This window comes from Arthrobacter liuii (assembly GCF_014639275.1).
Lineage (GTDB): Bacteria > Actinomycetota > Actinomycetes > Actinomycetales > Micrococcaceae > Arthrobacter > Arthrobacter liuii.
This window is the reverse complement of record NZ_BMFW01000017.1, coordinates 1-22,461: the sequence shown is the minus strand read 5'-3', so window position 1 is coordinate 22,461 and position 22,461 is coordinate 1. Positions and strand designations below refer to the sequence as shown.

The following is a 22,461-nucleotide window of genomic DNA, read 5'->3' as shown; positions in this document are numbered from 1 at the left end:
GCTCAGAACGGTGTGGGGATCTGCCGCGGCGTCACGGTCGGCTCGCGGTAGTCGCCGGCCTTCTGCCTCTTTGGCAGTTCGATGTCGAGCCCCGGGGCCGGTTCGTAAGGCACCTGGCTCAGCAGATGGCTGATGATATTGAGCCGGCCTCGCTTTTTAACGTCGTTGTTCGCGACGTACCACGGTGCCCAGGCGGTGTCGGTTGCCTCGAACATGGCATCCCTCGCCCGAGAGTAGTCGTACCACCGGCTGTAGGACTGCAAATCCATCGGCGACAGCTTCCACGTCTTGCGCGGATCGTCCATGCGGCTCTTGAGCCGACGGGTCTGCTCGTCCGCGCTGACCTCGAGCCAAAATTTGAGCAGGATGATGCCGGAGTCCACCATCGCCTTCTCCACCAGCGGGGTCATGTTCAGGAACTTCTGGCTCTGCTCCGGGGTACAGAAACCCATCACAAGCTCGACGCCCGCCCGGTTGTACCAGCTGCGGTCGAAGATGACCACCTCGCCGGCCGCCGGAAAATGCGCCATATAGCGCTGCAGGTACATCTGGGATTTTTCCCGGTCCGTCGGAGTGGGGAGGGCCACCACCCGGAACACCCGGGGGCTCACCCGCTCGACGATGCGCTTGATGGTGCCGCCCTTGCCAGCCGTGTCGCGGCCCTCGAATACGATGCAGACTTTGGCTCCGGTGGACTTCACCCACTCCTGCAGGGCGACCAACTCGCCCTGCAGCTTGGCCATCTCGGCCTCGTACTCCTTGCGGCCCATCTTCGTACTGGGCCCCTGATCGGCGCTCCCTTTGTTCTTCTTCTTTTTGCCCACGGCCGGCCTCCTGGTTGGGTACTTCCTAGGGCGAATCAGGTAGCAGAACCGCGACTCCGACGGAACCGGCACCCGGGGATGGGAGAAACGGGGCCGGTAAGCCGTAGGCACCAATCACGCGCACTCCCGTGCCGCGACCCGCTGCTTCGAGTGTTGCCCTGGCCGGAATCAAGTTCTAGGGCAATAGGGCCCTATTGACGCGCCAACCCATTGCTCCGTAATCGATGAGCTGGGCTAGGAGGTGAACTGCTTCACCAGGGCGCGGCCGTAGTCGTTGCCGTTCGGCGTCCGGACCACCGTATGCATGTGGAACGGCGCAGGCTCCCCGTTGCTGAGGAACACGCCGGTGTGGTGGTCAAGTTCCAGCACCACCACCGGGCTCTGTACGCGGAAATAGAAGGCTTCCTCCCCCTCCCAGCCGCCGATCCAGCTGAAGTAGGTTTCGCCGTAGTGCTCCTGGATCTCCCGGCGGCGCGCGGCGAGGGGGCCGTCCGGCAGATACGCGATGAAATCCTCCACCACCGCGTCCAGCAGCTCCCGGGCAGCCGCGGGCATGTCATCAACCCGGATGCCTTCATACGGAATCACCCGGTTGTCCTGGAAGCAGCCACCCAGGTGCCGCTCGTCGCCGGGGTGGAGGCGGCCTTCGGGCATCGCCGGATCCGCCATCGATCCATACACGGTGGCCTCGGCGCGCAACCCGGACGGCAGCGCCCCCATCAGCTGCCGCGCAAGGGCGATGCGCTCCTTGAATACCTTCACGCCCCGGTGCGGACCGGCGTCGATCATGTCCGGCTCGGCGCCCATGAACACCGGCGAGACCACCAGCTGCGTCCCCGCCACCAGGCAGTTCAGCGCGGCGTGGTGACCGAACAGCTGCCACCCCCAGGGTTCGGTTTCGGACGGTTCACCGTAAAGGGCGAAGTTGTAGCTGAATTCGTTCATCAGCAGCGGCAGCTCCACCAGGTCCCCAAGGAAACCGTTGATGCGCATCAGGTTCCGCACCAGTTCAAAACCCTTGGCACTGAGGCTTGCCTCCACCACCCCCAGGACCGCGTCGCGGACGGGAGGATCCAACTCATCAAGGCGGATCCCGGTGTCGTGCTGCATGAACTCGGGGTTGGCCCAGCTTTGCCATTCAGGCGCGTCCACGGCGTAGCGGAGCGTCCGCGCCCGGTCACCAGTGGCAGTGCCCAGGAGTTTGCGGGCTGCCGCGGCCATCGCCGCCGTCGGCGCCTCCTCCCCAGCCCGCGCGGGAGCAAGGGGAAACAGCCCGGGGCGGCGGACGCCGTCGTTCGTGATGCCCGTAAACGGCTGCGGATACAGCTTCTTCCAGCCCTCGATCATGGGCCCCGCGAACGGGTCGGCCTTGGCCGCTTCGGCATACTCGCGGGCATTCAGGCCCCGGATCTCTGCGACCCGCGGGTGGTCGGGGGCAAAGAGGAAGTCACGGAATGACGGCGTCGACACGGATGCTCCTGGTGTGCTCGAGGGAAGTGGGCGACCAACCGGCCGCCACGGACAAGGCTGCGCCCGCAGCCGCGGCGGAATTCCCCCGCCACGCCACGTGCTGGTCCGGGCGGACCAGAAGGGTGCCGGCGCCCCATATGTGGGAAAGCTGAGTACCGTCGTCGGTTGGTCCGACGACGGCGACGGTCACCGGGACGCCCGTCCGGGCAGCGGCTGCCAGCACCGGCTGGAAGACGTCCCTCGCCGGCACCCCGCCCAGCGTCCCGGCGTCGACCAATAGTGTGAAGCCGGGTCCCAGAACGCTGTACAGGGACAATGAGTCCGTCAGCCAGGCATGCGGCAGCAGGGCCCCCGGGCCCGCGGACGGGACGTAGCGGATGGGGTCCTCTGCCGGTACGGGCAGGGCGTCCGGCACCACCAGTGAGGAGTTCCCGTACGAGTACCCCAGCACCAGCCCCAGGGAATCGAACTCGCTCTGCTTCACGGCTAGCGCCACGTTGGCTGCCTGCCGCGCGGCGCCGCCACGGGGCCCGGCGGCAGCCAGGGAGGCGTCCGCGAAGTGGTAGGCCAGGGCCTTGCCGTTCTCGGCGGCGTCGCGGATGGTGCGGGCTGCCACCGGCCGGCGTTCCGCCCCATAACTGGCCAGCAGCCCCGGGCCGCCCCAGCCGTTGATGACGGCGGCGAGCTTCCAGGCCAGGTTGGCGGCGTCCCCGATGCAGGTGTTGAAACCGTGGCCGCCCCATGGCGGGTTGAGGTGCGCGGCGTCGCCCACCAGGAAGACGTTGCCGCGGCTGTACCCAGTGGCAAGCAGCATGCGTGCGGTCCAGGGATCGGTGGCCACCTCCTCCACGTCCACCTCGCCGCCCACCAGGGAGCGGACCATCGCGGCTGCGTCCTCCGGAGTGATGCTGGCGGCAGGATCAACGCCTTGGATGATGGCCCACCAGGTGCCGGCCAGGTCCATCGGTCCCACCATGCCGGACGTTTCCGACCCCACCACCCAATACTGCACCGCGGGGTCCAGGGAGACGGCGGACGCCAGGGAGCGCGAGCGGAACAGGATGCTGATGTTGGACAGCGCAGCGGAGCCACCTTCCAGGCGAAGGCCAAGGCTGCGGCGCACGGCGGAGGACCCGCCGTCGGCCCCGATGACGTACTCCGCCGCGATGGTGCGGCAGGCACCCGAAGCATCAGCTACGACGACGGCGTAAGGCGCCTCGGCTGCCTCACCGTCGGTTCCGCTGGTGTCAGTCCTGCCGGCTTCGCTTCCTCCGGTGCCCGGGGCCCGGACCTCATGGACAGACCAGCCGGTCACGAAGGTAACCAGCGGGTTGTCCGCGACCGCGGTACGGAGCACTTCTTCGAGGACGGGCTGGGGGACCTGCTGGCCGCACTCCGGCTGCGGACCGTACCGCCCGGGGACCAGCTGGAAGGCGTTGCGGAACCGGCGCAGCTCATGCGCGGAGGGGCCGGTGAGCCCGGTACAGAAGATGACGTCCTGCGCGTACTCCACGGGCAACGGTGAGGCCTTCCGCAGCGCATCGGCGAGGCCCAGGCGGCGCAGGTGGGTCATGGTGCGGGCGTTGGTGGTCTTGGCCCGGGGCCGGGTGGGGTCCACGCCGGTCCGCGGTTCGATGACCGTGCTGGCGACACCGCGGGAGGCGAGGTCCAAAGCCAGGAACAACCCGCTGGGGCCGCCACCGGCTATCAGGACCTGCGCTTCCTCCGGAATGCCCGGGCCGGGATGGAAGGCATTCATCAGGCACGGCTCCGGAGGGAAATGTCCCCCACCGGGGTGGTCAGGGTGCCGAGCTTTTCGACCTCCACTTCCACGGTGTCGCCCGGCTGCAGCAGCCACTGCGGGGTGCGGGCGTAGCCCACGCCGTCCGGAGTGCCGGTGGCGATGACATCCCCCGGGTGCAGGGTGAAGGTTTCGCTGATGAGCGCGATGATGGCCGGGACGGAGAAGATCATGTCCCGAGTGTTGCCGTTCTGGGCTTCGAAGCCGTTGACGCGAGTGCGGACCTGGAGCCCGTCCCGGAGGTCGCCCACTTCGTCGCGGCTGACCAGGGGGCCCAGCGGGCCGCTGAAGTCGCCGTTCTTGCCCAGGGTCCACTGCGAGGTGAGCTTCTGGGCCCTGCGGGACGTGATGTCGTTGAACGTGGAGTAGCCAAAGACAGCGTCGGCAGCCGTGGCTTGGTCCGCGGACTCCACGCGGCGGCCGATGTAGGCGGCCACTTCGCCTTCCCAGTCCAGCCCGGCCTCCCCTGCGGGGACGGGGACTGGCGCGTTGCCCACGGACAGGGATGCGGTCCACCGGGCAAAAAGCGTGGGATACGGCGGCAGTTCCTGGTCCTTGAAGCTGCCCTCGGCAACATGCGCCTTGTAGTTCAGCCCGACGCAGATAACCCGTGCGGCGGCAGGGACGAGCGGCACTTCGGTGACGCTGCCGCGTTCCAGCCAGGCGCCGGCGTCGTCCGCCCCATCCGTGGCGGATACCAGGCTGGCTGCCTTGTCCTTCCAGCCCTCGGCGTCGGCCCAGAATTCGGTGACGGTGGCGAGCGGAAGGACGCGGGAACCGGCGAGCACCGCTGCCCAGGGTCCGCCGTGGTGGGTGATGCCGATGAACTGCATGGAGGGGCCTTTCAGGTCTGTCCGGGCGCATGCCGCCCCGGTTTGGTTTGGGAAATTCAGTGCTGTTCCGCCTGGCGGCGGAAGAAGTCGATGGTGGCGGCAGTTGCCTGCTCAGCCGCTGAGCTGCCGCCGTCCGGCGTCGTCCACATATGGTCCGCGTCCTCCAACAGGAGAAGTTCGACGGCGTTGCCCGCCGCTTCCAGCGCCTCGGCAAGGCCGGCGGACTGGGCCGCGGGGACGAACCGGTCCGCTGTTCCGTGGATGAGGAGGAAGGGCGGCGCGTCCGGGTGCACGTAGGCGACGGGGCTGGCGGCCCTGGCTTTGTCCGGTGCGTCGGCTGGCTGGGCGCCGATCAACAGCGACTCGCGGGAGCCGGGATCGTCGGCGCGGGCCACGGCGTCCGGCCGCGCTTGTTGGCCCATCCGGGTTAGATCTGTGGGCGGGTACCAGGCAGCGACGGCGGCGACGTGCGCGTCCGCGCCGTGGCTGCCGATGCCTTTCCCCGCGCCGTCGTGGACCTCGAACGCCGGGAATCCGGCCGTCAGGCCCAGAAGGCAGGCGAGGTGGCCGCCGGCGGAGTCGCCCCAGGCGTAGATCCGGTCCGGGTCCACCCCGTAGTCCGCGGCGTGGGCCCGTAGCCAGCGGACGGCTGCCTTGGCGTCCAGCAGCTGGGCCGGGAAGGTGGCAACGTCCGTGAGGCGGTAGTCGGCCGAGGCCACCACGAAACCGGCATCGGCGAGCTGCTCGATGGGGCTGAAGCCGAAACCATCCACCGCCGGTCCCAACGAGGATCGCTCCCCAGTCCTCCAGCCGCCCCCGTGGAGGTGGATCACAGCAGGCCTGCCGCCCTGGTGGGCACCTGCCGCTGCGGCGCCGGGAAGGTACAGGTCCAGCAGCAGCGGCTCCGCGTTGCGCGGCCGGGCGAACTCGATCCCCCGGAGGATCCGCAGTGCCGTCATCGTTGACTCCATATGTTCCGCGCCGTCTCTGTCCTGTGCTGAATGACCTGTGGTGTCGGGAGCGGGCCCACGCCGTGGTCCGCGCTCCTGCATTCAACTCTGGGCCATCCGCGGTGCCGATCGCGCCGCCGGTTTCACTGAATGAAACTGGTTCGGAGGTGCCGGGAATTGCGGCGCGCAGGGGTTGAACCTGACGCTGCGTCAGGTCCTACGGTTGGCGGTATGGAATTCGGCCCCTGCGCAGCCTGGAGCGTTGGTGAACTCGCCGCGGCAACAGGAGTCACCGTCCGGGCGCTGCACCACTACGACAGCATCGGGCGGCCCCAGGCCAGCGTCCGGACCGTCAGCTGACCAGGACCTGCGTGGCGGATTCCTTCAGCTTGCCGTTGGCCCACTTCATCTGCCGGATCGTCTGCGGATGGCACCGTTCGGCAAGGGCCAGCAGGTCCTTGTCCTTCATTCCCTGGGCAGCCTGGGCCAGCAGCTCCCAGTCAGCCGAGACGCCGCAGGCCTTCAGGTAGAGCTCCCGCAGGTCCTTCAGCAGCAGCATCCCGGTTTCGGGGCGCCGGCCCACCATCTCGCTGCCCTTTTCCCGGAGGGTCTCCATCAGTCCCGCTTCGCCGCGCGGCTCCGGATCCAGGTCCTGGCCGTAGTTCTTGCCGATGGCCGCGATGTCCCGCACATGCTGCTGGGACCAGCGCGCCAGGTCACGGGCCAGGTGGTAGATCTCGTGGTCCACCTTGTGCCGCTCCGAGATGACCAGCAGGTGGTGCGCAAGGTCGTTTTCGGAGCGGTGCATTTCCTCAAGTACAAGCCCGAATTTCATCGTGCCCCTCCTGCCGTTCCGGTGGCCTCGTCCGCGAGGGCAGAGGCAATCCCCTTGGTCCTGGCCCCTTCCGGGAAGTCGCCGGCGGGGGCCGACGCCGTGTTGGTGGGCGCCGGCGAGGGCCCGTCGCCGCCCGAAACCCGGGTGATGCGTGCCGCCGCCGTCTTGAAGATTGGCTGTTTGGACGCCGCATCCCAGTCCGTGATGGTCAGTTCGTTCGCCGCCCTGCCCGCGCCGTCCGGTTGATGGCCGCCGTCGGTGTCCCAGTAGCCGTAATGGAACGGCAGGAACAGCACGCCGTTACGGATGCCGCTGATCCGCACCTTGGCACGGACGGAACCACGGGGCGTCTCCACCTCCGCAAGGTCGCCCTCGGCAATCCCGTACGCGCCGGCGTCGTCGGCTGACAACTCAACCCAGACGTCCGGTGCGGCTGCCTGGAGCTCCGGGGCCCGGCCCGTCTTGGTGCGCGTGTGGAACTGGTAGAGCGTGCGGCCGGTGATCAGCTGAAGCGGAAAGTCCCGGCTGGGCAGTTCATGCGGCGGCATGTATTCGGCGGCCTTGATGATGGCCTTGCCCTCCGGGTTCAACGCCTTGTATTCGGATGGCTCCACGGGCGCGCCGGTGATGAGGTCGCGCCCGTACGTCTCGCAGTACTCGGGATGTGCCCAGAACTTGCCGTCAGCGTAAATGCGTTCGGTCCCGTCGGGGTTCTCCTCGTTGCATGGCCACTGGATGCCGGAGCCGCCGCGCAGCTTGTCGTAGGTGATGCCGGTGTAATCGCAGGGGCGGCCGCGGGTGCAATCCTTCCAGGCCTCGAAAGCGGACTCCGGATCGTGCCACTTGATCAGCGGCTGCCCGTCCTTGTCCTGCAGGCCCATCCGGTGGGCATAGTCGATGAAGATGTCCAGGTCGGCTTTGGCCTCGCCGGGCGGATCCACGGCCTTCTCGGAGAGGTGGACGGTGCGGTCCACGTTGGTGAAGGTGCCCGTCTTTTCACCCCACGTGGCAGCGGGGAGCACGACGTCGGCCAGTTGGGCGGTCTCGGACAGGAAGATGTCCTGCACCACCAGGAACAGCCGCTCCTGCTCCAAGATGCCGCGGATCCGCGCAAGCTCGGGCAGGGAGACGGCGGGGTTGGTGCCGCTGACCCACAGCATCCGGATGGAGCCGTCCTCCGCGTACCGCATCATCTGCATGACGTGGGTGGGCGGCGAGTAGTGCGGAATGGACATGGGATCGATGTTCCAGACCCTGGCCAGGTCCTTGATGTGGGCGTCATTGGACCAGTTCCGGAACGCGGCCAGGTCACCGTCCGCGCCGCACTCGCGGGTGTTCTCCGCCGTGGGCTGGCCGTTCATCTGCAGGATGCCGCAGCCCGGCTTGCCCAGCATGCCGCGGATGATGTTGACATTGTTCACCTGCACGGCGGCTGCAGTGGCCTGGTTGGACTGGTAAAAGCCCTGCAGGACGGTGGACAGCAGCCGCTCGGCGTGGCCGATGATGCTCGCCGCCTCCTGGATTTGCTCCGCAGGAACACCGCAGATCTCCGCGACCAGGGCGGGCGGGTAGTTCTTGACCAATTTCTCAAGCTCGGAGTACCCCACCGTGTGCGCCTGGATATAGTCCTGGTCCACCCAGCCGTTGGTGATGATCTCGTGCAGGATGCCGTTCATCAGGGCAACGTTGGTGCCCGGCCTCGGGGCCAGGTGCACGGTGGCGGCCCTGGCCACGGGCGTCATCCGCGGGTCCACGCAGATGATCTTGGGCGGGTTGGGCCCGGCCAGCCGGTCCAGCATCCTGGTCCAGAGGACTGTCTGGGTTTCCGCCACGTTGTGCCCGTAGAGGGCGATCACGTCCGCGTGGTCCACGTCTGTATAGGAGCCGGGCTGGCCGTCGCAGCCGAATGATTCCTTGAGCGCCTCACCTGCGGTGGCCGTGCACAACCGGGTGTTTCCGTCCACGTGGTTGGTTCCGATACCGCCGTGGGCCACGGCGCCCAGCGTGTAATACTCCTCCGAAAAGAGCTGGCCGGTGGTGTAGAAGCCGAGGGCGCTGGGCCCCTGCTCCGCCAGCAGCGCCTTGGACCGGTCCACCACGCGCCGCATGGCGGTGTCCCAGTCCGTTTCCACCAGTTTCCCGCCCTCGCGGATGAGGGGTTTGGTGAGCCGGTCCGGTGACGCGTTCGCCTGCCAGCCGTAGAGGTCCTTCGGCCCCAGCCGGCCGTGGTTGACCCGGTCCGAGGCCCGTCCCCGTACCCCGACGATCCGGTTGTCCTTGACCGCGATGTCCATGGCATCGCCGTTGGAGTGGAGGAGCGATGCCGTCTGGACCCACCTGTCCACATCGTCAGGGGCCACTCCCTCGGCCAAGTGGGTATCCACCCTCACCGGCCACTCACCGCCGCTGCCGTACGGCGTCCTTGTCCCCCATGGTTCAGCTATTCGGTCGATCCGGGCCATCTGTCCATCTCCTGTCAGGAACCGGCGGGCAGCGCCGAAACGGCGTTGTCCCTACCGGGTCCTTTACCCACGGTGGGCGGATGGAAACAGGCCCGCTCCCGGACGTCGGGGTCTGACGGCGCTGCTCAGGCCTGCTTAACCGGTACGTTGGCCTGCTTTTCCTGCAGCGGGCGCCGGGCGAGCCAGGCCGCCACGATGGCACCCGAGATGTTGTGCCACAGCGAGAAGACGGCCGACGGAAGCGCGGCCAGTGGTGTGAAGTGGGCGGTGGCCAAGGTCGCGGCCAGGCCGGAGTTCTGCATGCCCACTTCGAAGGCAAGGGCGCGGCGGGCCTTGTCGTCCAGGCGGCCCAGCTTGCCGGCCAGGTAGCCCAGGCCCAGGCCGAAGCCGTTGTGCAGCAGCACGGCGAGGAACACGATGGCCCCGGCGCTGATGATCTTGCTGGCGCTGCCGGCCACCACGATGGCCACGATCAGGGAGATAACGACGGCGGAGGCCCACGGCAGTGCCGGCAGCACCTTTGCGACAAGCTTCTTGAGGAACAGCCGGGCGAGGAGGCCGGCGACCACCGGCAGCAGCACGGTCTTGACGATGTCCAGGACCATGCCCGCGGCGTCGATCTGCAGGTAGGAGCCGGCCAGGAACAGGACCAGCAGAGGGGTGACGATCGGGGCGATCAAGGTGGAAACGGAGGCCACTGCCACGGAGAGGGCAACATCGCCCTTGGCCAGGAATGCCATCACGTTGGAGGCGGTTCCGGAGGGTGCGCAGCCCACCAGGATGACGCCGACGGCCAGCTCGGGCTCGAGGTTGAGGGCCCCTGCGATCAGCCAGCCGGCACCGGGCATGATGATGTAGTGGGCAACGATTCCGAGTGCCACTGCCCACGGCCGCTTGGCCACCGCCGCGAAGTCCGGCGGGGTCAGGGTCAAGCCCATGCAGAACATGATGATGCCCAGCAGGTAGGGCACGCCGGGCGCGATGGGTTTGAAGACCCCGGGGAGCAGGAAGCCGATAATGCCTGCGGCCACCACCAGGATGGGGAACACCGTCACGGCGATGCGGGCGATCTTGCTTTCCGCTTCCAGGGCTGGGTTTACGGGGGCCCTGTCAGGGGAATTCTGGGGTTTAGTTGCCTCAAGCATCCAACTATGCTGCCACCGGCTGGTAGGGTTCCGCCAATTGATGACCGTGAACGGTAACAACGGCGGAACCCTACTGCTCGGGAAACCCTCAGAGCTGCCTGCGCAGCTCCATCTTCCGGATCTTGCCACTGGCCGTACGCGGCATGTCATCCACCACCACCAGCGATTTGGGGATCTTATAGCGGGCAAGCCGGCCGTCAAGGAAGCTGCGGAGCTCCTCGGCGGTCAGCGATCCGCCCTCGCGCAGGGTCACAATCGCCTGGGGAACCTCACCCCACTTGTCGTCGCTGACGCCGATGACGGCAACGCTGCCCACGGCGCTGTGCTCCGCGATGACGGCTTCCACCTCGGCCGGGTAGATGTTCTCCCCGCCGGAGATGATCATGTCCTTGAGCCGGTCCGAGACGAACAGGAAGCCCTCCTGGTCCCGGTAACCCATGTCACCGGAGCGGAACCAGGATCCGTCCGCGTAGCTGGCAGCCGTCGCCTCCGGCCGGTTCCAGTATTCCTTGATCACGTTGGGGCCGGAGATCTGGATTTCCCCAACCTCGCCCGGGGCCACGGCGCCGCCCATCGGATCGGCAATCCGGACGTCGGTGAAGAAGTGCGGCAGGCCCGCCGAGCCAGCCTTTTCCCTGGAGCGGTCCACCGGAAGCATGGTGGCCCCGGGTGCCGTTTCGGTCATGCCGTAGCAGTTGGTGAAGCCGATGCCGCGGTCCTCATACGCGTCCAGGACCCGGCGGGGGATGGCCGAGCCCCCGCAGGTGAGCTTGTCCAGCGAGGTGAGGTCCGCCGCCGCCCATCCCGGATCTTCGCAGAGCAGCTGGAACGTGGTGGGCACCCCGTTGAGGGTGGTGATCTCGTGTTCCTGGATCAGATCCAGGACCCTGGCGGAATCAAACTTGGCCTCGAGCACCACGGTGGCGCCCTTGAGCAGCATCGGCAGCAGCCCCATGTCCAGCGACGCCACATGGAACAGCGGAGAGATCATCAGCGCCACGTCGTTGCGGTTCAGGTCCATGTCAACGATGGTGTTGATGCAGTTCCACGTGATGTTCCCGTGGGTCAGCAGGGCGCCCTTGGGCTTGCCCGTGGTCCCCGAGGTGTACAGGATCATCGCCGCGTCGTCGTGCCCCACCGGCACGTCGAGGTGGTCCGGTGCCGCTGCCTGCAGCGCCTCTTCGTAGTGCTCGACGACGGCGGAGTGTCCGACGGCGGCCGGTGACGCGGCGGCGGAAGGTTCGGTCCCGCCGTCGGCTGCTGTGACCAGGCGGTGGCTCACGTCCGTGCCCGCCACGGCGGCGGAGGCAGGCTCCTCCAGGGCGCCGGCGTTGACCAGGAGCCGCGCCCCGGAGTCCTGCAGCTGGAACTGCAGTTCCGGCGGCGCGAGACGGGTGTTGAGCGGCACGAAGATGGCGCCCAGGAGGCCACAGGCGAAGAACGTCTCCACGAAGGAAGGATGGTTCTCCCCCAGGTAAGCCACCCGGTCCCCCTTGGCCACTCCCCTGTCCCGGAGCGCGTTGGCCAGGCGGTCGGCCCTTTCGGCGAGCTCTTCGTAGCTCAGGGTGCCGGCTGCGGACAGGAGGGCTGACTTGGCACCTGACTTCCGGCGGCGGCGCTGCAGCCAGGAGCCAACTCCGTTGTTGTCCATGGTTCTCCTAACGGACCGTGGTGAGGTCGTTGTTCTTAGATTCCCGCGTCAGGGCGATGAAGACAATCGAGACGAGGGCCATGACGGACAGGAACACCACCACGGGGAGGATGTTCTGCCCGGAATCCTTGTACAGCCCGGCGATGATGCCCGGGGTGAAGCCCGCACCGATCAGGGTGGCCAGCTGGTAGCCAACCGCCGCCCCGGTGTAGCGGGAGGTGGTGCCGAACTGCTCGGAGACGAACGCTGCCAGCGGCCCGTAGAGGGATGAGTGCAGGATGAGCGCCACGGTAAAGGCCAGGAAGACCAGGCCCACGTTGCCGGAGCCGAGCATGGCGAACATCGGAAACAGGTAGGCGATGAACAGGGCAAGGCCGGCGATCATCACCGGCCGGCGGCCGAAACGGTCTGACAGGCGGCCGCCCAGCAGGACGAACACGATGGAGATGGCCGAGGCACCGGCGAACGCGTAGAGCACGCCCTGTTGCGGCGCCCCCTTGGACACCGCGTAGGTGACAGAGAAGGTGGGCAGCACCACCTGCAGGCCGAATCCGGCGGCACCGGCGAACATGATCATGATCAGTGCCTTGGGCCGGCGCAGCACGTCCAGCAGCGGGATCTTGCGCTTGGTGCCCTGCGTGCTTTCCTTGGCTACGGCCTCGGCAAAAATCGGGCTTTCGGAGACCCGGAGGCGGACGAACATGCCCACGATCAGGAGCACGAAGGACAGCAGGAACGGCACCCGCCACCCCCACGCCAGGAACGCATCCTGCGGCAGTGCCGAGAAAGCGCCCATCACCAGGGTTCCCAGGACGGCGCCGGTGGGGGCGCCGGCGTTGACGAAGGAGGCGGCGAAGCCGCGCCGCTTGGGGTCTGAGTGCTCCAGCGCCATGAGGGCGGCGCCGCCCCATTCACCGCCGACGGCGATGCCCTGGCAGACGCGCAGCAGGACCAGCAGCACAGCCCCCCAAGGCCCGATCGCGCTCGCGCCCGGAATCAGGCCGATGAGGGTGGAGGCGATGCCCATCATGGCCATGGAGATGATCAGCATCCCCTTGCGGCCGATCCTGTCCCCGAAGTGGCCGAAGATCACCCCGCCCAGCGGCCTGGCCACGTACCCGGCGGCGAAGGTGGCGTAGGCCGCGACGACGCCTACCCACTCATCGGTTCCGGCGAAGAAGACCTTGGGGAAGGCGACTGCTGCGGCCGTGGCGTACAGCAGGAAGTCGTAGAACTCGATGGTGCTGCCCAGATAGCTGGACAGGATGACCGTGCGCGCTTCCTTGCGCTTGGCGGCCGTGCCCGCGGGTGCGAGCGTGGTGTGTCCGGACATGGTTGTTCCTAGGGACGGAGGGAAGGGGGTTTTGGGGTTGCCCGTGGGGGCGGTGCCGCGGGGGTGCCGCCGGGTTGGTGCGTCAGGAGGGACCCTTGTAAAAGGGGCCCGTTTATGGAAGCGCCTTACTTGTAGAAGCGCGCCAGGAATTCCGCGACGACGGCGGGGCGTTCCTGGCCTTCGATTTCGATCGTGGCGTTGACCTTGATCTGCGCGCCGCCCTTGACCTCGGTGACCTCGGCGATGGTGGCCTGCATGCGGACCTTGGAACCGACCTTCACCGGGGCAGTGAAGCGGACCTTGTCCAGGCCGTAGTTGACCTTGGTGGTGACGCCCTCGACGTCGAACAGCTCGCCCCAGAACGGGATGATCAGGGACAGCGTGAGGAAACCGTGTGCGATGGGGGCACCGAACGGGCCGTCCTTGGCGCGTTCGGGATCGGTGTGGATCCACTGCTGGTCGTCGGTGGCGTCCGCGAAGAGGTTGATCTGTTCCTGGGTGATCTGGCGGTAGTCGGTGGTGCCGAGGTCCTTGCCGGACAGGGTGAGCAGGGTGTCGAAATCGACGACGAGATTGGGCATCGTTGCCTCCTGGCAGTTGTTTGGTGGGTGGGGAAGTTGTGGTTCAGCGGGTGAAGGCGCTTTCGCCGGTGAGGGCGCGGCCGATGATGAGGGCGTTGATCTCGTGCGTGCCCTCGTAGGAGTAGACGGCTTCCGCGTCCGCATGGAAGCGGGCGACGTCGGTGGCCAGGGTGATGCCGTTGCCACCCACCACCTCGCGGGCCAGGGCCACGGTGTCGCGCATGAACAGGGACGCCTGCATCTTGGCCAGGGCCGAGTCCTGGTCGCGGTAGATGCCCTTGGCCTGCTGTTCGGTGAGCCTGACCACCAGGGACAGGCTGGCCGTGACGTTCCCCAGCATGCGGGCCAGTTTCTCCTGGACGAGCTGGAAGGAGCCCAGGGTGCGGCCGAACTGCCGGCGTTCATTGACATAGGCGAGCGCGGCCTCGAAGGCACCGGCAGCGACGCCGGTGGCAATCCAGGCGACATCGGACCGCATGGCCCGGAGCATCGCCGCGACGTCCTTGAAGGAGTTCACGTTGTGCAGCCGCATTGCCTCGGGGACCCGGACACCGGCCAGCGTGATGTGGGCGTTCTGCATCATCCGCAGCGAGGTCTTCCCGTGGATCTTCTCCAGCGTGACGCCGTCTGCGGCGCGGTCCACCAGGAAGGCCTTGACCTGCCCGTCCGCGGTGTCCCGGGCGAACACTGCCAGGACGTCAGCCGTGGCGGCGCCGCCGATCCAGCGCTTGGCACCGTCCAGGATCCAACTCCCATCGGGCTCCTGCCGGGCAGTCGTCGAGAGCCCGCCGGCGATGTCCGATCCCGACTCGGGTTCGGTGAGCGAGAAGACCCCTTTGAGCGAGAAGTCGATCACCCTGGGCATCCATTCGGCCTGCTGTTCCTGGGAGGCACCCACCCGGATGGCGGTGCGGAACAGGCCAGCCTGGGCGGTGTACCAGGTGGCCAGCGACGCGTCCGTGCGGGCCAGCTCGAAGATGCGGAAGCCCTGGTAGATTCCACGGGCCGGGCTGTGCTCTGCGCCGGGGGCGCCGGTGAGTTCCCCCGGTTCCATGAGGTCCAGCTCGATCAGCGGCCGGGCAAGCTGCTCCGGGAACTCCCCGCGTTCCCAGTACTCGGCCAGGAGGGGCTTCGCCTCGGTGTCGAGGAAGCTTCTAAGGCGCGCCAGGACCCTGCGCTCGCCGTCTGTCAGCAGGGACTCGGCGTTGTACCAGTCCGCTGCTTCGTAGAGCCGGGCACTCAGGCCGGCCTCCGCCGTCGTCAAGGTGCCCATCTCAGGCCCCCAGCCCAAGGAGGCGGACCGCGTTGTCCTTGAGGATCTTCGGCCGGACCTCGTCCTTCAGCGGCAGGTCGGCGAAGGCGCCCAGCCACTTCTGCGGGGTGATGAGCGGGAAGTCGGTGCCGAACAGCACTTTGTCCTGCAGGTAGGAGTTGGAGGCCTTCACCAGGGACTCCGGGAAGTACTTGGGTGACCAGCCGGAGAGGTCGATGAAGACGTTGGCCTTGTGGGTGGCGATGGAGTTGGCCTCGTCCTGCCACGGCACGGAGGGGTGGGCCATGATGATTTGCAGGCCGGGGAAGTCTGCGGCCACGGCGTCGAGCAGCAACGGGTTGGAGTAGGCCAGCTTGATGCCGTAGCCCCCCGGGAGGCCTGCGCCCATGCCGTTCTGGCCGGTATGGAAGATGGCTGGCAGCCCCAGTTCCTGAAGCGTCTCCCAGAGCGGGTAGAAGCGTTCGTTGGACGGGTCGAAGCCTTGCAGGGAGGGGTGGAACTTGAAGCCGCGGGCTCCCAGTTCGATGGCCTGGTGCTTGGCTCCGGCGATCGCGTCCTCGCCGGTGCGCGGGTCCACGCTGCCGAACGGGATCAGGACGTCGTTGTTCCGGGCAGCGCCCGCGATGAGCTCCGGGATGCTGTTGGGCTCGTGCTTGAGCTGGGTGCGGGCGTCCACGGTGAAGACGACGGCGGCCATGTTCAGTTCGCGGTAGATGTCGGCGATCCGGTCCAGGGAGGGAGTGCGGTCCTCGGCCTTGAAGTATTTGGCCGAGGCTTCGGTCAGTTCCTCCGGAAGGGAGCCGTGGCCGCAGCTGTCCACCTCGAGGTGGACGTGCATGTCGATGGCGTCGAGTTTCGCCGGGTCGATTGCCAGTTCGTAACGGTCGGCCATGGTCAGCGGGCCTCGACAGGCTCGGGCTGCAGCTCCTCAGGCAGTGGCAGGAATTCCTCGCCGTAGCCCTGCAGGGTTTCCTTGCTGAACAGGTGGCCGGCGTTTTCCTGCAACGCCTCATAGCTCCAGCCGCCCTCCCGGTATTCGGTGGTGGCCGCTTCGGGGTGGGTCCACACCTGCAGCCGGTCACCGCCGGCTCCGATGGCCTGGCCGGTGATGTTGGCGGCTTCGTCGGAGGCGAGGAAGGCAACCAGTCCGGAGACGTCGTCGGCCGTTCCAAAGCCAAGGTCGTGGCGGAAGAAGGACGGCATGGCCTCGCCGCGCTCGTCCGCTTCCACTGCCTTCTGGAAGTACGGGACGGTCTTGGTCATGGCGGTTGCGGCCACGGGAATGACGCTGTTGACCGTCACGCCGGCCTTCTTCATTTCCAGCGCCCAGGTGCGGACCATGCCCACGATGCCGGCCTTGGCGGCGGCGTAGTTGGTCTGGCCGAAGTTGCCGCGCTGGCCCGTGGGGGAACCAATGGTGATGATGCGGCCCTGGACGTTGTTTTCCTTGAAGTAGGCGTATGCCTCGCGGACGCAGGTGAAGGTGCCCTTGAGGTGGACGTTGATCACCAGGTCGAAGTCCTCGTCCGTCATCTTCAACAGGGACTTGTCCCGCAGGATCCCGGCATTGGTGACCAGGATGTCCAAGCCGCCGAAGGTGTCCACGGCTCCGGCCACCAGGGCCTTGGCGGCGTCGGTGGAGCCTACCGGAACCACCACGGCGGTGGCGCGGCCGCCGTCGGCCTCGATCTGCGCGACGGCCTGCGCTGCGGTGTCTGCGTTCACGTCGTTGATGACGACGGCGGCACCCTTGCGGGCGAGTTCCCTTGCGTAGGCAAGGCCAAGGCCCTGCCCGCTGCCGGTGACGATTGCAACCTTGCCGTTCAAGCTCATGGCCTGCTCCTTTGCATGCGCCGGCCGAGGCCGGTGGGGTGGTCCCACTGCGGTGTGAGATCCTTGTTGGAATCAATGAAAATACGGATCATTGAAAAAGTCAACGATTGTTTTTTACCAGTACCGGAGTTGTGATGGCCACCTTGGGCACAGACGTTCAGACACCGCGCCTTGCGGCCGCCAGGATCGGCAGTGATGTGGGCCTTCTGCTGGCCAAGCTGCATGCCGCGGGATCGGTACTGAACAACCGCGCCCTCGCTGATTTTGGCCTGCGCGAACGCTCATTCTCCATCCTGACATTGGCGTGCAGCGGGCTGGAGCCGACGCAGCGCGAACTGGCGGACTTCCTGAGCCTGGACCCCAGCCAGGTGGTCACGCTGGTGGACGACCTGGAACGCCGCGGCCTCGTGGAGCGTGCGCAGGGAAAGCAGGACCGGCGGGCGAAGATCATCGTCTCGACGGCAGAGGGGCGCAGGATGCACACCAAGGCCCGGGCGGCAATGGACTCAGCCGAACTGGATCAGCTGGCAGTCCTGTCGGGCGAGGAGTCGCAGGAGTTGAAGCGGCTGCTCCGAAAAGCCCTGTGGGGCGCGGCAGAGTAGGGCCCGCCGGCGTTCCTGGTCCCCGAGGAACGCAATTCGCAGCCTGAACAAGGGGTTTACGGCAGGCTGTGGGGTTCGTGAATCGGACGGAATGGGAGAAGCAATATGGCCAGTACAAGCGCTCCGCTAAGCGCCTAAGGGCGATCTATGGACTTCTGCTACTCCCATGTATAGGTGCCTTGGCCTACTTGGCCGGGGTGCTTTACCCCTTGCTCAGGGGAGACATAGCATTCGGTCACCCCAGTTACTACGAGTACCGGGCAGCAGCCGACACGGCTATCCTCATCTTCTTCGTATCATTCGTGCCGTACTGCGTGGCTGGCAACTGTCCTAATCCTGGAGGTGCGGAAACGAGTGCGGCACACCGGTAGAGTGCGTCCATGACATTGGGGGATGCCACACCGAACGTAGTCCGCCGGCCGTGGGTGTTCGCTTCGGTGTGCGTGATGGCCGTCTCGCTGGCGCTGCTGGTTTTTGGACTGTCCCAAGTACCGGTGATCCAGCTGCTGCCCTGGTATGCGGGAGCGTATTTCCTGGTAGGGACGTGCATATTCGTCCCGACCGGGAAGCTCCCACCGCTCCGACAGGCCGCGGCGTTCCTGATGCCCGGTGCCCTGCTCGTTGTCCTGGCGCTGATGGACCTAGGCTTCTGGGCCGGCGGCTGGTTGCTGGGACTTCCGGCGTGGGGCCTGCTGCTGAGCCGGTGGACGCCGGAGAACCCGCTTAGGGCTGGTCAGCTGCTGAAGTTCATCGGCCTGCTGGCGCTGGGACTGGTCATTTTCACGTTCAATGCCATCTACCCATTCCCCAGCTTCGGCCTGTTCTTGCTGCCGGTGATCCCCTGCATCCGACTGGCCTACCCTGAATACCGGGGCCGGCCACTGCAGGCTACAGCGGAGGTTCTCCTGGGAGTCGTCACCGTCGTCGTGGCATTGGCGATTCCCACTCCGGAAGGTGCATGGTCCTCCCCCCGGATGCACGCCGGCGGAGCCGCCACGGTCGGACTCCTGATCGCATACTGGGCCCGGGGAATCCCTCGCCGTTCCGGGCGCTTACAAGTCAACGACGGAGTCATCGTCTAGGTTCTGCCCGGGCGACAGCATCCTCTGTGTCTCCGTCCGGTAATGGATCGGTCAACGGACACGGGCCATCATTCTTGATGGCTCAGCCAGTTCTGTGAAGCCATATTGGGCATAAAGCCCGTGAGCATCTGCCGTTGAAAGCAGAATCCGCTTCAGGCCCAGAGGTTCCAGGTCCGCCATTACACCTGCGGCGAGCATCTTGCCGATGCCGTGACCGCGGGCTTCGGTCGTAACGAACACGTCGCAAAGCCAAGCGAACGTAACTCCGTCAGTGACGACGCGACCGTAAGCTACCCGCTCTCCAGTCTCGATGTCGTACACTCCGTAGTTCCGGGAGGCGTCAAAAGCTGCATCTTGCTTTTCACGAAGCCGACCTTGCGCCCAGTAGGACTGCTCGCTGAGCCACAGGTGCACGCGGGCACGATCAACCCTGTCCGCGCCGGCGGAGAAAAATATCGCTCAGTCATGACAACACCCTATGGGGAACGGGCAACGTAGTTTCAAACAACGAACGCCAACGTTAGCGCTGGGCTTGGAACCTTAGTGGTCCCGATTCAAGCCGTCACACCGGTCCTGAATCAGGTTGACATTTCAGGGCGGACTGTCCGGTCACGGGGCCTTCTCGGATTTGGACGTTGCCTCTCTCTTAGTACAGAAATAAGAGGTTTCTGTCGTGGCCAAATCTCGATAGACTCCCCTTCAGTGCCGCCGCGACGCGCCCGCTGGAATCCACCACCTGGTCTGGTGCACACCGCAAGGAGGAACAGATGCCTTCGACCGAACCCTCCCCGCTCTCCATCGCACTTGCCTACCACTCGGCCTGGACCGGACACGATCTGGACCGGGCGATGGGCTACATCGCCGAGGAGATCGCCACGGAGGCCCCCAGCGGGGCCATTAACGGGGCCGCCTCCTACCGCGCATTCCTCGGCGGCTTTATGCAGCAGCTCACGGGCGTCGAAACCATCGCAGCCTTCGGCGACGACACCACTGCGGTACTCGTGTACTACCCGCACACCCCCGCAACCACCCATGCGCCCACCGCCGAGCACTTCATCGTGGCCGGGGGCAAAATCAACCGCACCGTCCTCATCTTCGACAGGCCCTCCTTCGCTCCCTCAAGCACTGACACCACCACGGAGGTCCCGGCATGACAAACGGCGCGGGCCCGCTCCAAATCGACGGAGTCCCCCGGTTCTATGTGGTCTTCATGACCACCCGCTTCCAGTCCTTCCCCGACATACAGCGCGAGGCCCCGGAGCAACTGGCTGAACACGTCGCAACGTCCAAACGGCTGCACCGCGAAGGCCTGCTTCTCATGGCCGGCGCGTTCCTTGACCGGCCCGGCGAGGCGGTCCGCACCATGGGCGTGCTCGTCTCCCCTGACGAGGCGCAACATTACGCGGAAAATGACCCCTTCGTCCGTGCCGGGCTCGTCGAGGAGTGGCACATCCGGGAATGGGCGAACATCTTCGGCTGACCACCGGTGACTGGATCGTCGAAGGTCCCGATGGCCAGCAGGCCGCCGTCCCGGGCGAATTGTTCGACGTAGGCGTGATGGCGCGGGTAGACCTCGCGCAGGCGGGAGGCACCTTTGGCTGCGTAGAAGACCACGAACTACATAATGCCGACACTAGCCGTCCGGGACTCCGGTGGGGAGCGGTCATCCACGGATTCGGCCGGGTGGGCCGGGCGACAGGTCGCCGGGGCGTTTCCGGGCACCGATGTCATTGGCGGCGCAGGTCACTGGTGAGTGGACCCCACGAAGTCCAGGGCCTCCCGGGCCAGTGCCAGCCAGGACTCGTTGTCGTCGGCGGTGACGGTGAGCCATTCCTTCATCGGGCGGCCCTTTCCGGCATCGAAGGGCGTGCCGGCTCCGGCCCGCATGAGCGTGTCGACACGGGCATGAGGCAGCTTCAACACCAGCTTGCCGCCGGAGATCATGGCGAAAATCGAGCCGTTGACCTTCAGCGCGGACGACCCGAACCCGCGCCCTCCGGGTTCACCCGGGACGCTGACGCCAGGACTGGAAGCAAATTCACCCACCAGCATGTTGAAACGCTCCTCGGGCAGCATGGGAACATCTTCGCTCCCGGGAGCGAAGAGGACAACCCCGACCCTGGCCCGGACGGGCCGGCCCGTCCTCAGCGGCTGCTGATGGTGCGTCGATCGCCTGACCGGCTCTGTCGGCGGGTGACGAACAGCCACCCCAGGAAGAAGACTGCGGCCACGGTGTTGACGTAGCCCAGCAATGAGGCGACGAGGAGCACGACGTCGCCGGCGGGAAGATCACGCCCTGCGGCGCCGGAGAGGTTGTGCACGAGGTAGAAGAGCGCCTCGACCACCAGGAACGATGCCATCACCGGAACCCCGCCCCGGCGCCGGGTCACCAGAAGAACGGTGGCCAGCAGGAACCAGAGAAAGGTCAACAGCAGCGGGACCGTCAGGCCGCCGGGGCTGGTGCCGAAACGGCCGTAGAAGTGCAGGTAATAGGGGACCTGCCACACATAGTTGGCGACCGTGACCACGACCAGGGCAACGACCGGCCATGGCATCCACCACGACGGGGCGCTGCCCTTCCTGCCCCTCGGGAGCCTTTCGGGTCTGACCACCGCAGCTTCCCCCTAACTGTGCGGCCTATGGATGACGGCACGCGCAGGAGCGCAGACCGGTCGACTCTCAGGCAGCCCGCGCATGGTCCTAAACCAAACGGCCCGGCGGCAGCACTTGACGCCGTTGGCAAAGTGTCCAGTTGAGCTCAGGCACCGGCGACACCCATTCTTCGCGGTTATTCGTCGCCCACTGTGAGCCCCTGAGGCTCGTGCGCGCTCAAACGCTGCTGTCAAAGAACCTCTGCCCAACCTCGAGCAGGCTGCGTCCCGCTGAAGTTGCGGATGTCTGCGTAGATTTGCTCTCCCCGCTCGGCGAGCATCGCTCCGAATCGCTCTGCGGATTCCACCCAGAAGTACGCAGCCGCAATGAACTGCGGGGGCGGCGCGCCCCGTGCAGTCAGCGCTTGATGCACTTCCCATCGCACGCAGTTGTCGCCCATCATCTCGGCGAACAGTGGAGCGTGCTTCGTGGCGAAGTAGTCGACGTCGAAGTTTTCAGCGTCGAGTGGGTAGACGACGGATGCACAGAACATGCCGGACTCCCTTCATTCATGAATCAGCGGCGATGGCGATGCGCGCGCCTTCACCGGACAGTGTATGTAGCTCGCAATCACTTCGTACAGAACCCCGCAAACTTCAACAAACATGGAGTACTGGCTGGGGACGTACCCCGACGATGGCGGCAACGATAGTCGCGGCGGTCGTCTCCGACTTCCGTTGCGCACGCACGGGGACCCCCTTGCGGGCAGCGAGTCGCCTTTATCGAGCGTTGACACGCTTTTCGAGGGGACGGGATCATGTTGCTGATGCAGTGGCCGTCTCGATGGGGTGTGGGATGAGCATGGAGGCCGAGATCTGGTTCGTTGCGCCATCCCCACACCGGGTGGCGCTGGGCGTCGACGTGCCAGCGTCACCTGTCGCGGCTATAAGTCCTACCAGTCATGGACGGTGCCGTCGACCAGGCGGTTGTAGGGCAGGTAGGCCTGCTGGTACGGGAAGGCCGCGGCGGCTTCTTCGTTGAATTCGACGCCGATGCCCGGCTTGTCACCCGGGTGCAGGTACCCGTCCACAAAGGTCATGGACTGCTCGAAGACCTCGTTGGTCTTGTCCGAGTGCTGCATGTATTCCTGGATCCCGTAGTTATGGATCGCCAAACCCACATGCAGCTGCGCGG

The 22,461-nt window shown here is 66.4% G+C and carries 23 protein-coding genes and 1 pseudogene; 5 read left to right on the top strand and 19 right to left on the bottom strand.

The window, feature by feature from the left end; all coding sequences use genetic code 11:
• Nucleotides 1–2 precede the first annotated feature (2 nt).
• From ppk2 to IEW19_RS15265, 5 genes and pseudogenes are all read right to left on the bottom strand, one after another.
• A complete protein-coding gene (gene ppk2 / locus IEW19_RS15285) occupies nucleotides 3–824 on the bottom strand; it encodes a polyphosphate kinase 2 (protein WP_229748500.1) in 822 nt (273 codons plus the stop codon).
• A 234-nt stretch (nucleotides 825–1,058) separates the two neighbouring features.
• Nucleotides 1,059–2,294, bottom strand: a complete 1,236-nt coding sequence (locus IEW19_RS15280; RefSeq protein WP_188572471.1) for a DUF3500 domain-containing protein — start codon at nucleotides 2,292–2,294, stop codon at nucleotides 1,059–1,061.
• A complete protein-coding gene (locus tag IEW19_RS15275; RefSeq protein WP_188572470.1) occupies nucleotides 2,272–4,053 on the bottom strand; it encodes an FAD-dependent monooxygenase in 1,782 nt (593 codons plus the stop codon). Before IEW19_RS15275 ends, IEW19_RS15280 begins: the two co-directional genes overlap by 23 nt.
• On the bottom strand, nucleotides 4,053–4,928 hold the full coding sequence (locus IEW19_RS15270; RefSeq protein ID WP_188572469.1) for a fumarylacetoacetate hydrolase family protein: 876 nt from the start codon (nucleotides 4,926–4,928) through the stop codon (nucleotides 4,053–4,055). The genes IEW19_RS15275 and IEW19_RS15270 overlap by 1 nt, the downstream gene beginning before the upstream one ends.
• Nucleotides 4,929–4,984: 56 nt before the next feature.
• A pseudogene (locus IEW19_RS15265) lies at nucleotides 4,985–5,917 on the bottom strand (alpha/beta hydrolase fold domain-containing protein); the annotation flags it as partial.
• Between the two features lie 192 nt (nucleotides 5,918–6,109).
• Between IEW19_RS15265 and IEW19_RS15260 the strand changes: the two are divergent.
• Complete coding sequence (locus tag IEW19_RS15260; protein ID WP_229748499.1) at nucleotides 6,110–6,238, top strand: MerR family DNA-binding transcriptional regulator; 129 nt, start codon at nucleotides 6,110–6,112, stop codon at nucleotides 6,236–6,238.
• Here the strand turns inward: IEW19_RS15260 and IEW19_RS15255 are convergent.
• The 9 genes from IEW19_RS15255 to IEW19_RS15215 form a co-directional block, all read right to left on the bottom strand.
• A complete protein-coding gene (locus tag IEW19_RS15255; RefSeq protein WP_188572467.1) occupies nucleotides 6,231–6,713 on the bottom strand; it encodes a hypothetical protein in 483 nt (160 codons plus the stop codon). The genes IEW19_RS15260 and IEW19_RS15255 overlap by 8 nt on opposite strands.
• A complete protein-coding gene (locus tag IEW19_RS15250) occupies nucleotides 6,710–9,175 on the bottom strand; it encodes a molybdopterin oxidoreductase family protein (protein ID WP_188572466.1) in 2,466 nt (821 codons plus the stop codon). Before IEW19_RS15250 ends, IEW19_RS15255 begins: the two co-directional genes overlap by 4 nt.
• 125 nt (nucleotides 9,176–9,300) lie before the next feature.
• Nucleotides 9,301–10,320 carry a bile acid:sodium symporter family protein gene (locus IEW19_RS15245; RefSeq protein ID WP_188572465.1) on the bottom strand — a complete coding sequence of 340 codons (1,020 nt, stop codon included), beginning with the start codon at nucleotides 10,318–10,320 and terminating at the stop codon, nucleotides 9,301–9,303.
• Nucleotides 10,321–10,408: 88 nt separating this feature from the next.
• Nucleotides 10,409–11,971 (bottom strand): o-succinylbenzoate--CoA ligase, encoded by a 1,563-nt coding sequence (menE, locus tag IEW19_RS15240; protein ID WP_188572464.1) that lies wholly within the window; start codon nucleotides 11,969–11,971, stop codon nucleotides 10,409–10,411.
• 7 nt (nucleotides 11,972–11,978) lie between these two features.
• Complete coding sequence (locus IEW19_RS15235) at nucleotides 11,979–13,304, bottom strand: MFS transporter (protein WP_188572463.1); 1,326 nt, start codon at nucleotides 13,302–13,304, stop codon at nucleotides 11,979–11,981.
• A 125-nt stretch (nucleotides 13,305–13,429) separates the two neighbouring features.
• Nucleotides 13,430–13,885: a MaoC family dehydratase gene (locus IEW19_RS15230; RefSeq protein ID WP_188572462.1), complete on the bottom strand. Its 456-nt coding sequence runs from the start codon at nucleotides 13,883–13,885 to the stop codon at nucleotides 13,430–13,432.
• A gap of 43 nt (nucleotides 13,886–13,928) precedes the next feature.
• Nucleotides 13,929–15,158, bottom strand: coding sequence for an acyl-CoA dehydrogenase family protein (locus IEW19_RS15225; protein WP_188572461.1), 1,230 nt, complete (start codon nucleotides 15,156–15,158; stop codon nucleotides 13,929–13,931).
• A gap of 1 nt (nucleotide 15,159) precedes the next feature.
• Nucleotides 15,160–16,050, bottom strand: coding sequence for an amidohydrolase family protein (locus IEW19_RS15220; protein WP_188572460.1), 891 nt, complete (start codon nucleotides 16,048–16,050; stop codon nucleotides 15,160–15,162).
• Nucleotides 16,051–16,052: 2 nt separating this feature from the next.
• Nucleotides 16,053–16,991, bottom strand: coding sequence for an SDR family NAD(P)-dependent oxidoreductase (locus IEW19_RS15215; protein WP_188572459.1), 939 nt, complete (start codon nucleotides 16,989–16,991; stop codon nucleotides 16,053–16,055).
• A gap of 134 nt (nucleotides 16,992–17,125) precedes the next feature.
• Here IEW19_RS15215 and IEW19_RS23940 point away from each other — a divergent pair, with 134 nt between their 5' ends.
• Nucleotides 17,126–17,593 carry a MarR family winged helix-turn-helix transcriptional regulator gene (locus IEW19_RS23940; protein WP_188572514.1) on the top strand — a complete coding sequence of 156 codons (468 nt, stop codon included), beginning with the start codon at nucleotides 17,126–17,128 and terminating at the stop codon, nucleotides 17,591–17,593.
• 380 nt (nucleotides 17,594–17,973) lie between these two features.
• Entirely contained in the window at nucleotides 17,974–18,675 is a 702-nt protein-coding gene (locus IEW19_RS15205; protein ID WP_188572458.1) for a hypothetical protein, read from the top strand.
• Nucleotides 18,676–18,726: 51 nt separating this feature from the next.
• Here the strand turns inward: IEW19_RS15205 and IEW19_RS15200 are convergent, their stop codons facing one another.
• The gene (locus tag IEW19_RS15200; protein ID WP_229748498.1) at nucleotides 18,727–19,089 is read right to left on the bottom strand and encodes a GNAT family N-acetyltransferase; all 363 of its coding nucleotides are present in this window, start codon (nucleotides 19,087–19,089) and stop codon (nucleotides 18,727–18,729) included.
• A gap of 353 nt (nucleotides 19,090–19,442) precedes the next feature.
• On the opposite strand from IEW19_RS15200, the gene IEW19_RS15195 reads away from it, so the two are divergent.
• Together IEW19_RS15195 and IEW19_RS15190 are read left to right on the top strand one after the other, a co-directional pair.
• Nucleotides 19,443–19,829 (top strand): nuclear transport factor 2 family protein, encoded by a 387-nt coding sequence (locus tag IEW19_RS15195; RefSeq protein WP_188572457.1) that lies wholly within the window; start codon nucleotides 19,443–19,445, stop codon nucleotides 19,827–19,829.
• Nucleotides 19,826–20,155 carry a YciI family protein gene (locus tag IEW19_RS15190; RefSeq protein WP_188572456.1) on the top strand — a complete coding sequence of 110 codons (330 nt, stop codon included), beginning with the start codon at nucleotides 19,826–19,828 and terminating at the stop codon, nucleotides 20,153–20,155. The genes IEW19_RS15195 and IEW19_RS15190 overlap by 4 nt, the downstream gene beginning before the upstream one ends.
• A gap of 263 nt (nucleotides 20,156–20,418) precedes the next feature.
• Here the strand turns inward: IEW19_RS15190 and IEW19_RS15185 are convergent, their stop codons facing one another.
• The 4 genes from IEW19_RS15185 to IEW19_RS15170 all read right to left on the bottom strand — a co-directional run.
• Nucleotides 20,419–20,751: a TfoX/Sxy family protein gene (locus IEW19_RS15185; RefSeq protein WP_188572455.1), complete on the bottom strand. Its 333-nt coding sequence runs from the start codon at nucleotides 20,749–20,751 to the stop codon at nucleotides 20,419–20,421.
• A 68-nt stretch (nucleotides 20,752–20,819) separates the two neighbouring features.
• Nucleotides 20,820–21,287, bottom strand: coding sequence for a hypothetical protein (locus IEW19_RS15180; RefSeq protein WP_188572454.1), 468 nt, complete (start codon nucleotides 21,285–21,287; stop codon nucleotides 20,820–20,822).
• A gap of 230 nt (nucleotides 21,288–21,517) precedes the next feature.
• Nucleotides 21,518–21,820: an EthD family reductase gene (locus IEW19_RS15175; protein ID WP_188572453.1), complete on the bottom strand. Its 303-nt coding sequence runs from the start codon at nucleotides 21,818–21,820 to the stop codon at nucleotides 21,518–21,520.
• A 399-nt stretch (nucleotides 21,821–22,219) separates the two neighbouring features.
• Nucleotides 22,220–22,461, bottom strand: a 242-nt coding sequence (locus IEW19_RS15170) for an enolase C-terminal domain-like protein (RefSeq protein ID WP_308419996.1), incomplete at its 5' end; no start/stop codon positions are given.

What these genes read in the sequence shown, in the direction of transcription:
- IEW19_RS15190 (WP_188572456.1), top strand. Translation starts at nt 19,826, where the DNA reads ATGACAAACGGCGCGGGCCCGCTCCAAATCGACGGAGTCCCCCGGTTC.
- IEW19_RS15205 (WP_188572458.1), top strand. Translation starts at nt 17,974, where the DNA reads ATGACATTGGGGGATGCCACACCGAACGTAGTCCGCCGGCCGTGGGTG.
- IEW19_RS15220 (WP_188572460.1), bottom strand. Translation starts at nt 16,050, where the DNA reads ATGGCCGACCGTTACGAACTGGCAATCGACCCGGCGAAACTCGACGCC.
- IEW19_RS15195 (WP_188572457.1), top strand. Translation starts at nt 19,443, where the DNA reads ATGCCTTCGACCGAACCCTCCCCGCTCTCCATCGCACTTGCCTACCAC.
- IEW19_RS15185 (WP_188572455.1), bottom strand. Translation starts at nt 20,751, where the DNA reads ATGCTGCCCGAGGAGCGTTTCAACATGCTGGTGGGTGAATTTGCTTCC.
- IEW19_RS15175 (WP_188572453.1), bottom strand. Translation starts at nt 21,820, where the DNA reads ATGTTCTGTGCATCCGTCGTCTACCCACTCGACGCTGAAAACTTCGAC.
- IEW19_RS15230 (WP_188572462.1), bottom strand. Translation starts at nt 13,885, where the DNA reads ATGCCCAATCTCGTCGTCGATTTCGACACCCTGCTCACCCTGTCCGGC.
- IEW19_RS15270 (WP_188572469.1), bottom strand. Translation starts at nt 4,928, where the DNA reads ATGCAGTTCATCGGCATCACCCACCACGGCGGACCCTGGGCAGCGGTG.
- IEW19_RS15255 (WP_188572467.1), bottom strand. Translation starts at nt 6,713, where the DNA reads ATGAAATTCGGGCTTGTACTTGAGGAAATGCACCGCTCCGAAAACGAC.
- IEW19_RS15250 (WP_188572466.1), bottom strand. Translation starts at nt 9,175, where the DNA reads ATGGCCCGGATCGACCGAATAGCTGAACCATGGGGGACAAGGACGCCG.
- IEW19_RS23940 (WP_188572514.1), top strand. Translation starts at nt 17,126, where the DNA reads ATGGCCACCTTGGGCACAGACGTTCAGACACCGCGCCTTGCGGCCGCC.
- IEW19_RS15215 (WP_188572459.1), bottom strand. Translation starts at nt 16,991, where the DNA reads ATGAGCTTGAACGGCAAGGTTGCAATCGTCACCGGCAGCGGGCAGGGC.
- IEW19_RS15275 (WP_188572470.1), bottom strand. Translation starts at nt 4,053, where the DNA reads ATGAATGCCTTCCATCCCGGCCCGGGCATTCCGGAGGAAGCGCAGGTC.
- IEW19_RS15260 (WP_229748499.1), top strand. Translation starts at nt 6,110, where the DNA reads ATGGAATTCGGCCCCTGCGCAGCCTGGAGCGTTGGTGAACTCGCCGCG.
- IEW19_RS15225 (WP_188572461.1), bottom strand. Translation starts at nt 15,158, where the DNA reads ATGGGCACCTTGACGACGGCGGAGGCCGGCCTGAGTGCCCGGCTCTAC.
- IEW19_RS15245 (WP_188572465.1), bottom strand. Translation starts at nt 10,320, where the DNA reads ATGCTTGAGGCAACTAAACCCCAGAATTCCCCTGACAGGGCCCCCGTA.
- menE (WP_188572464.1), bottom strand. Translation starts at nt 11,971, where the DNA reads ATGGACAACAACGGAGTTGGCTCCTGGCTGCAGCGCCGCCGCCGGAAG.
- IEW19_RS15235 (WP_188572463.1), bottom strand. Translation starts at nt 13,304, where the DNA reads ATGTCCGGACACACCACGCTCGCACCCGCGGGCACGGCCGCCAAGCGC.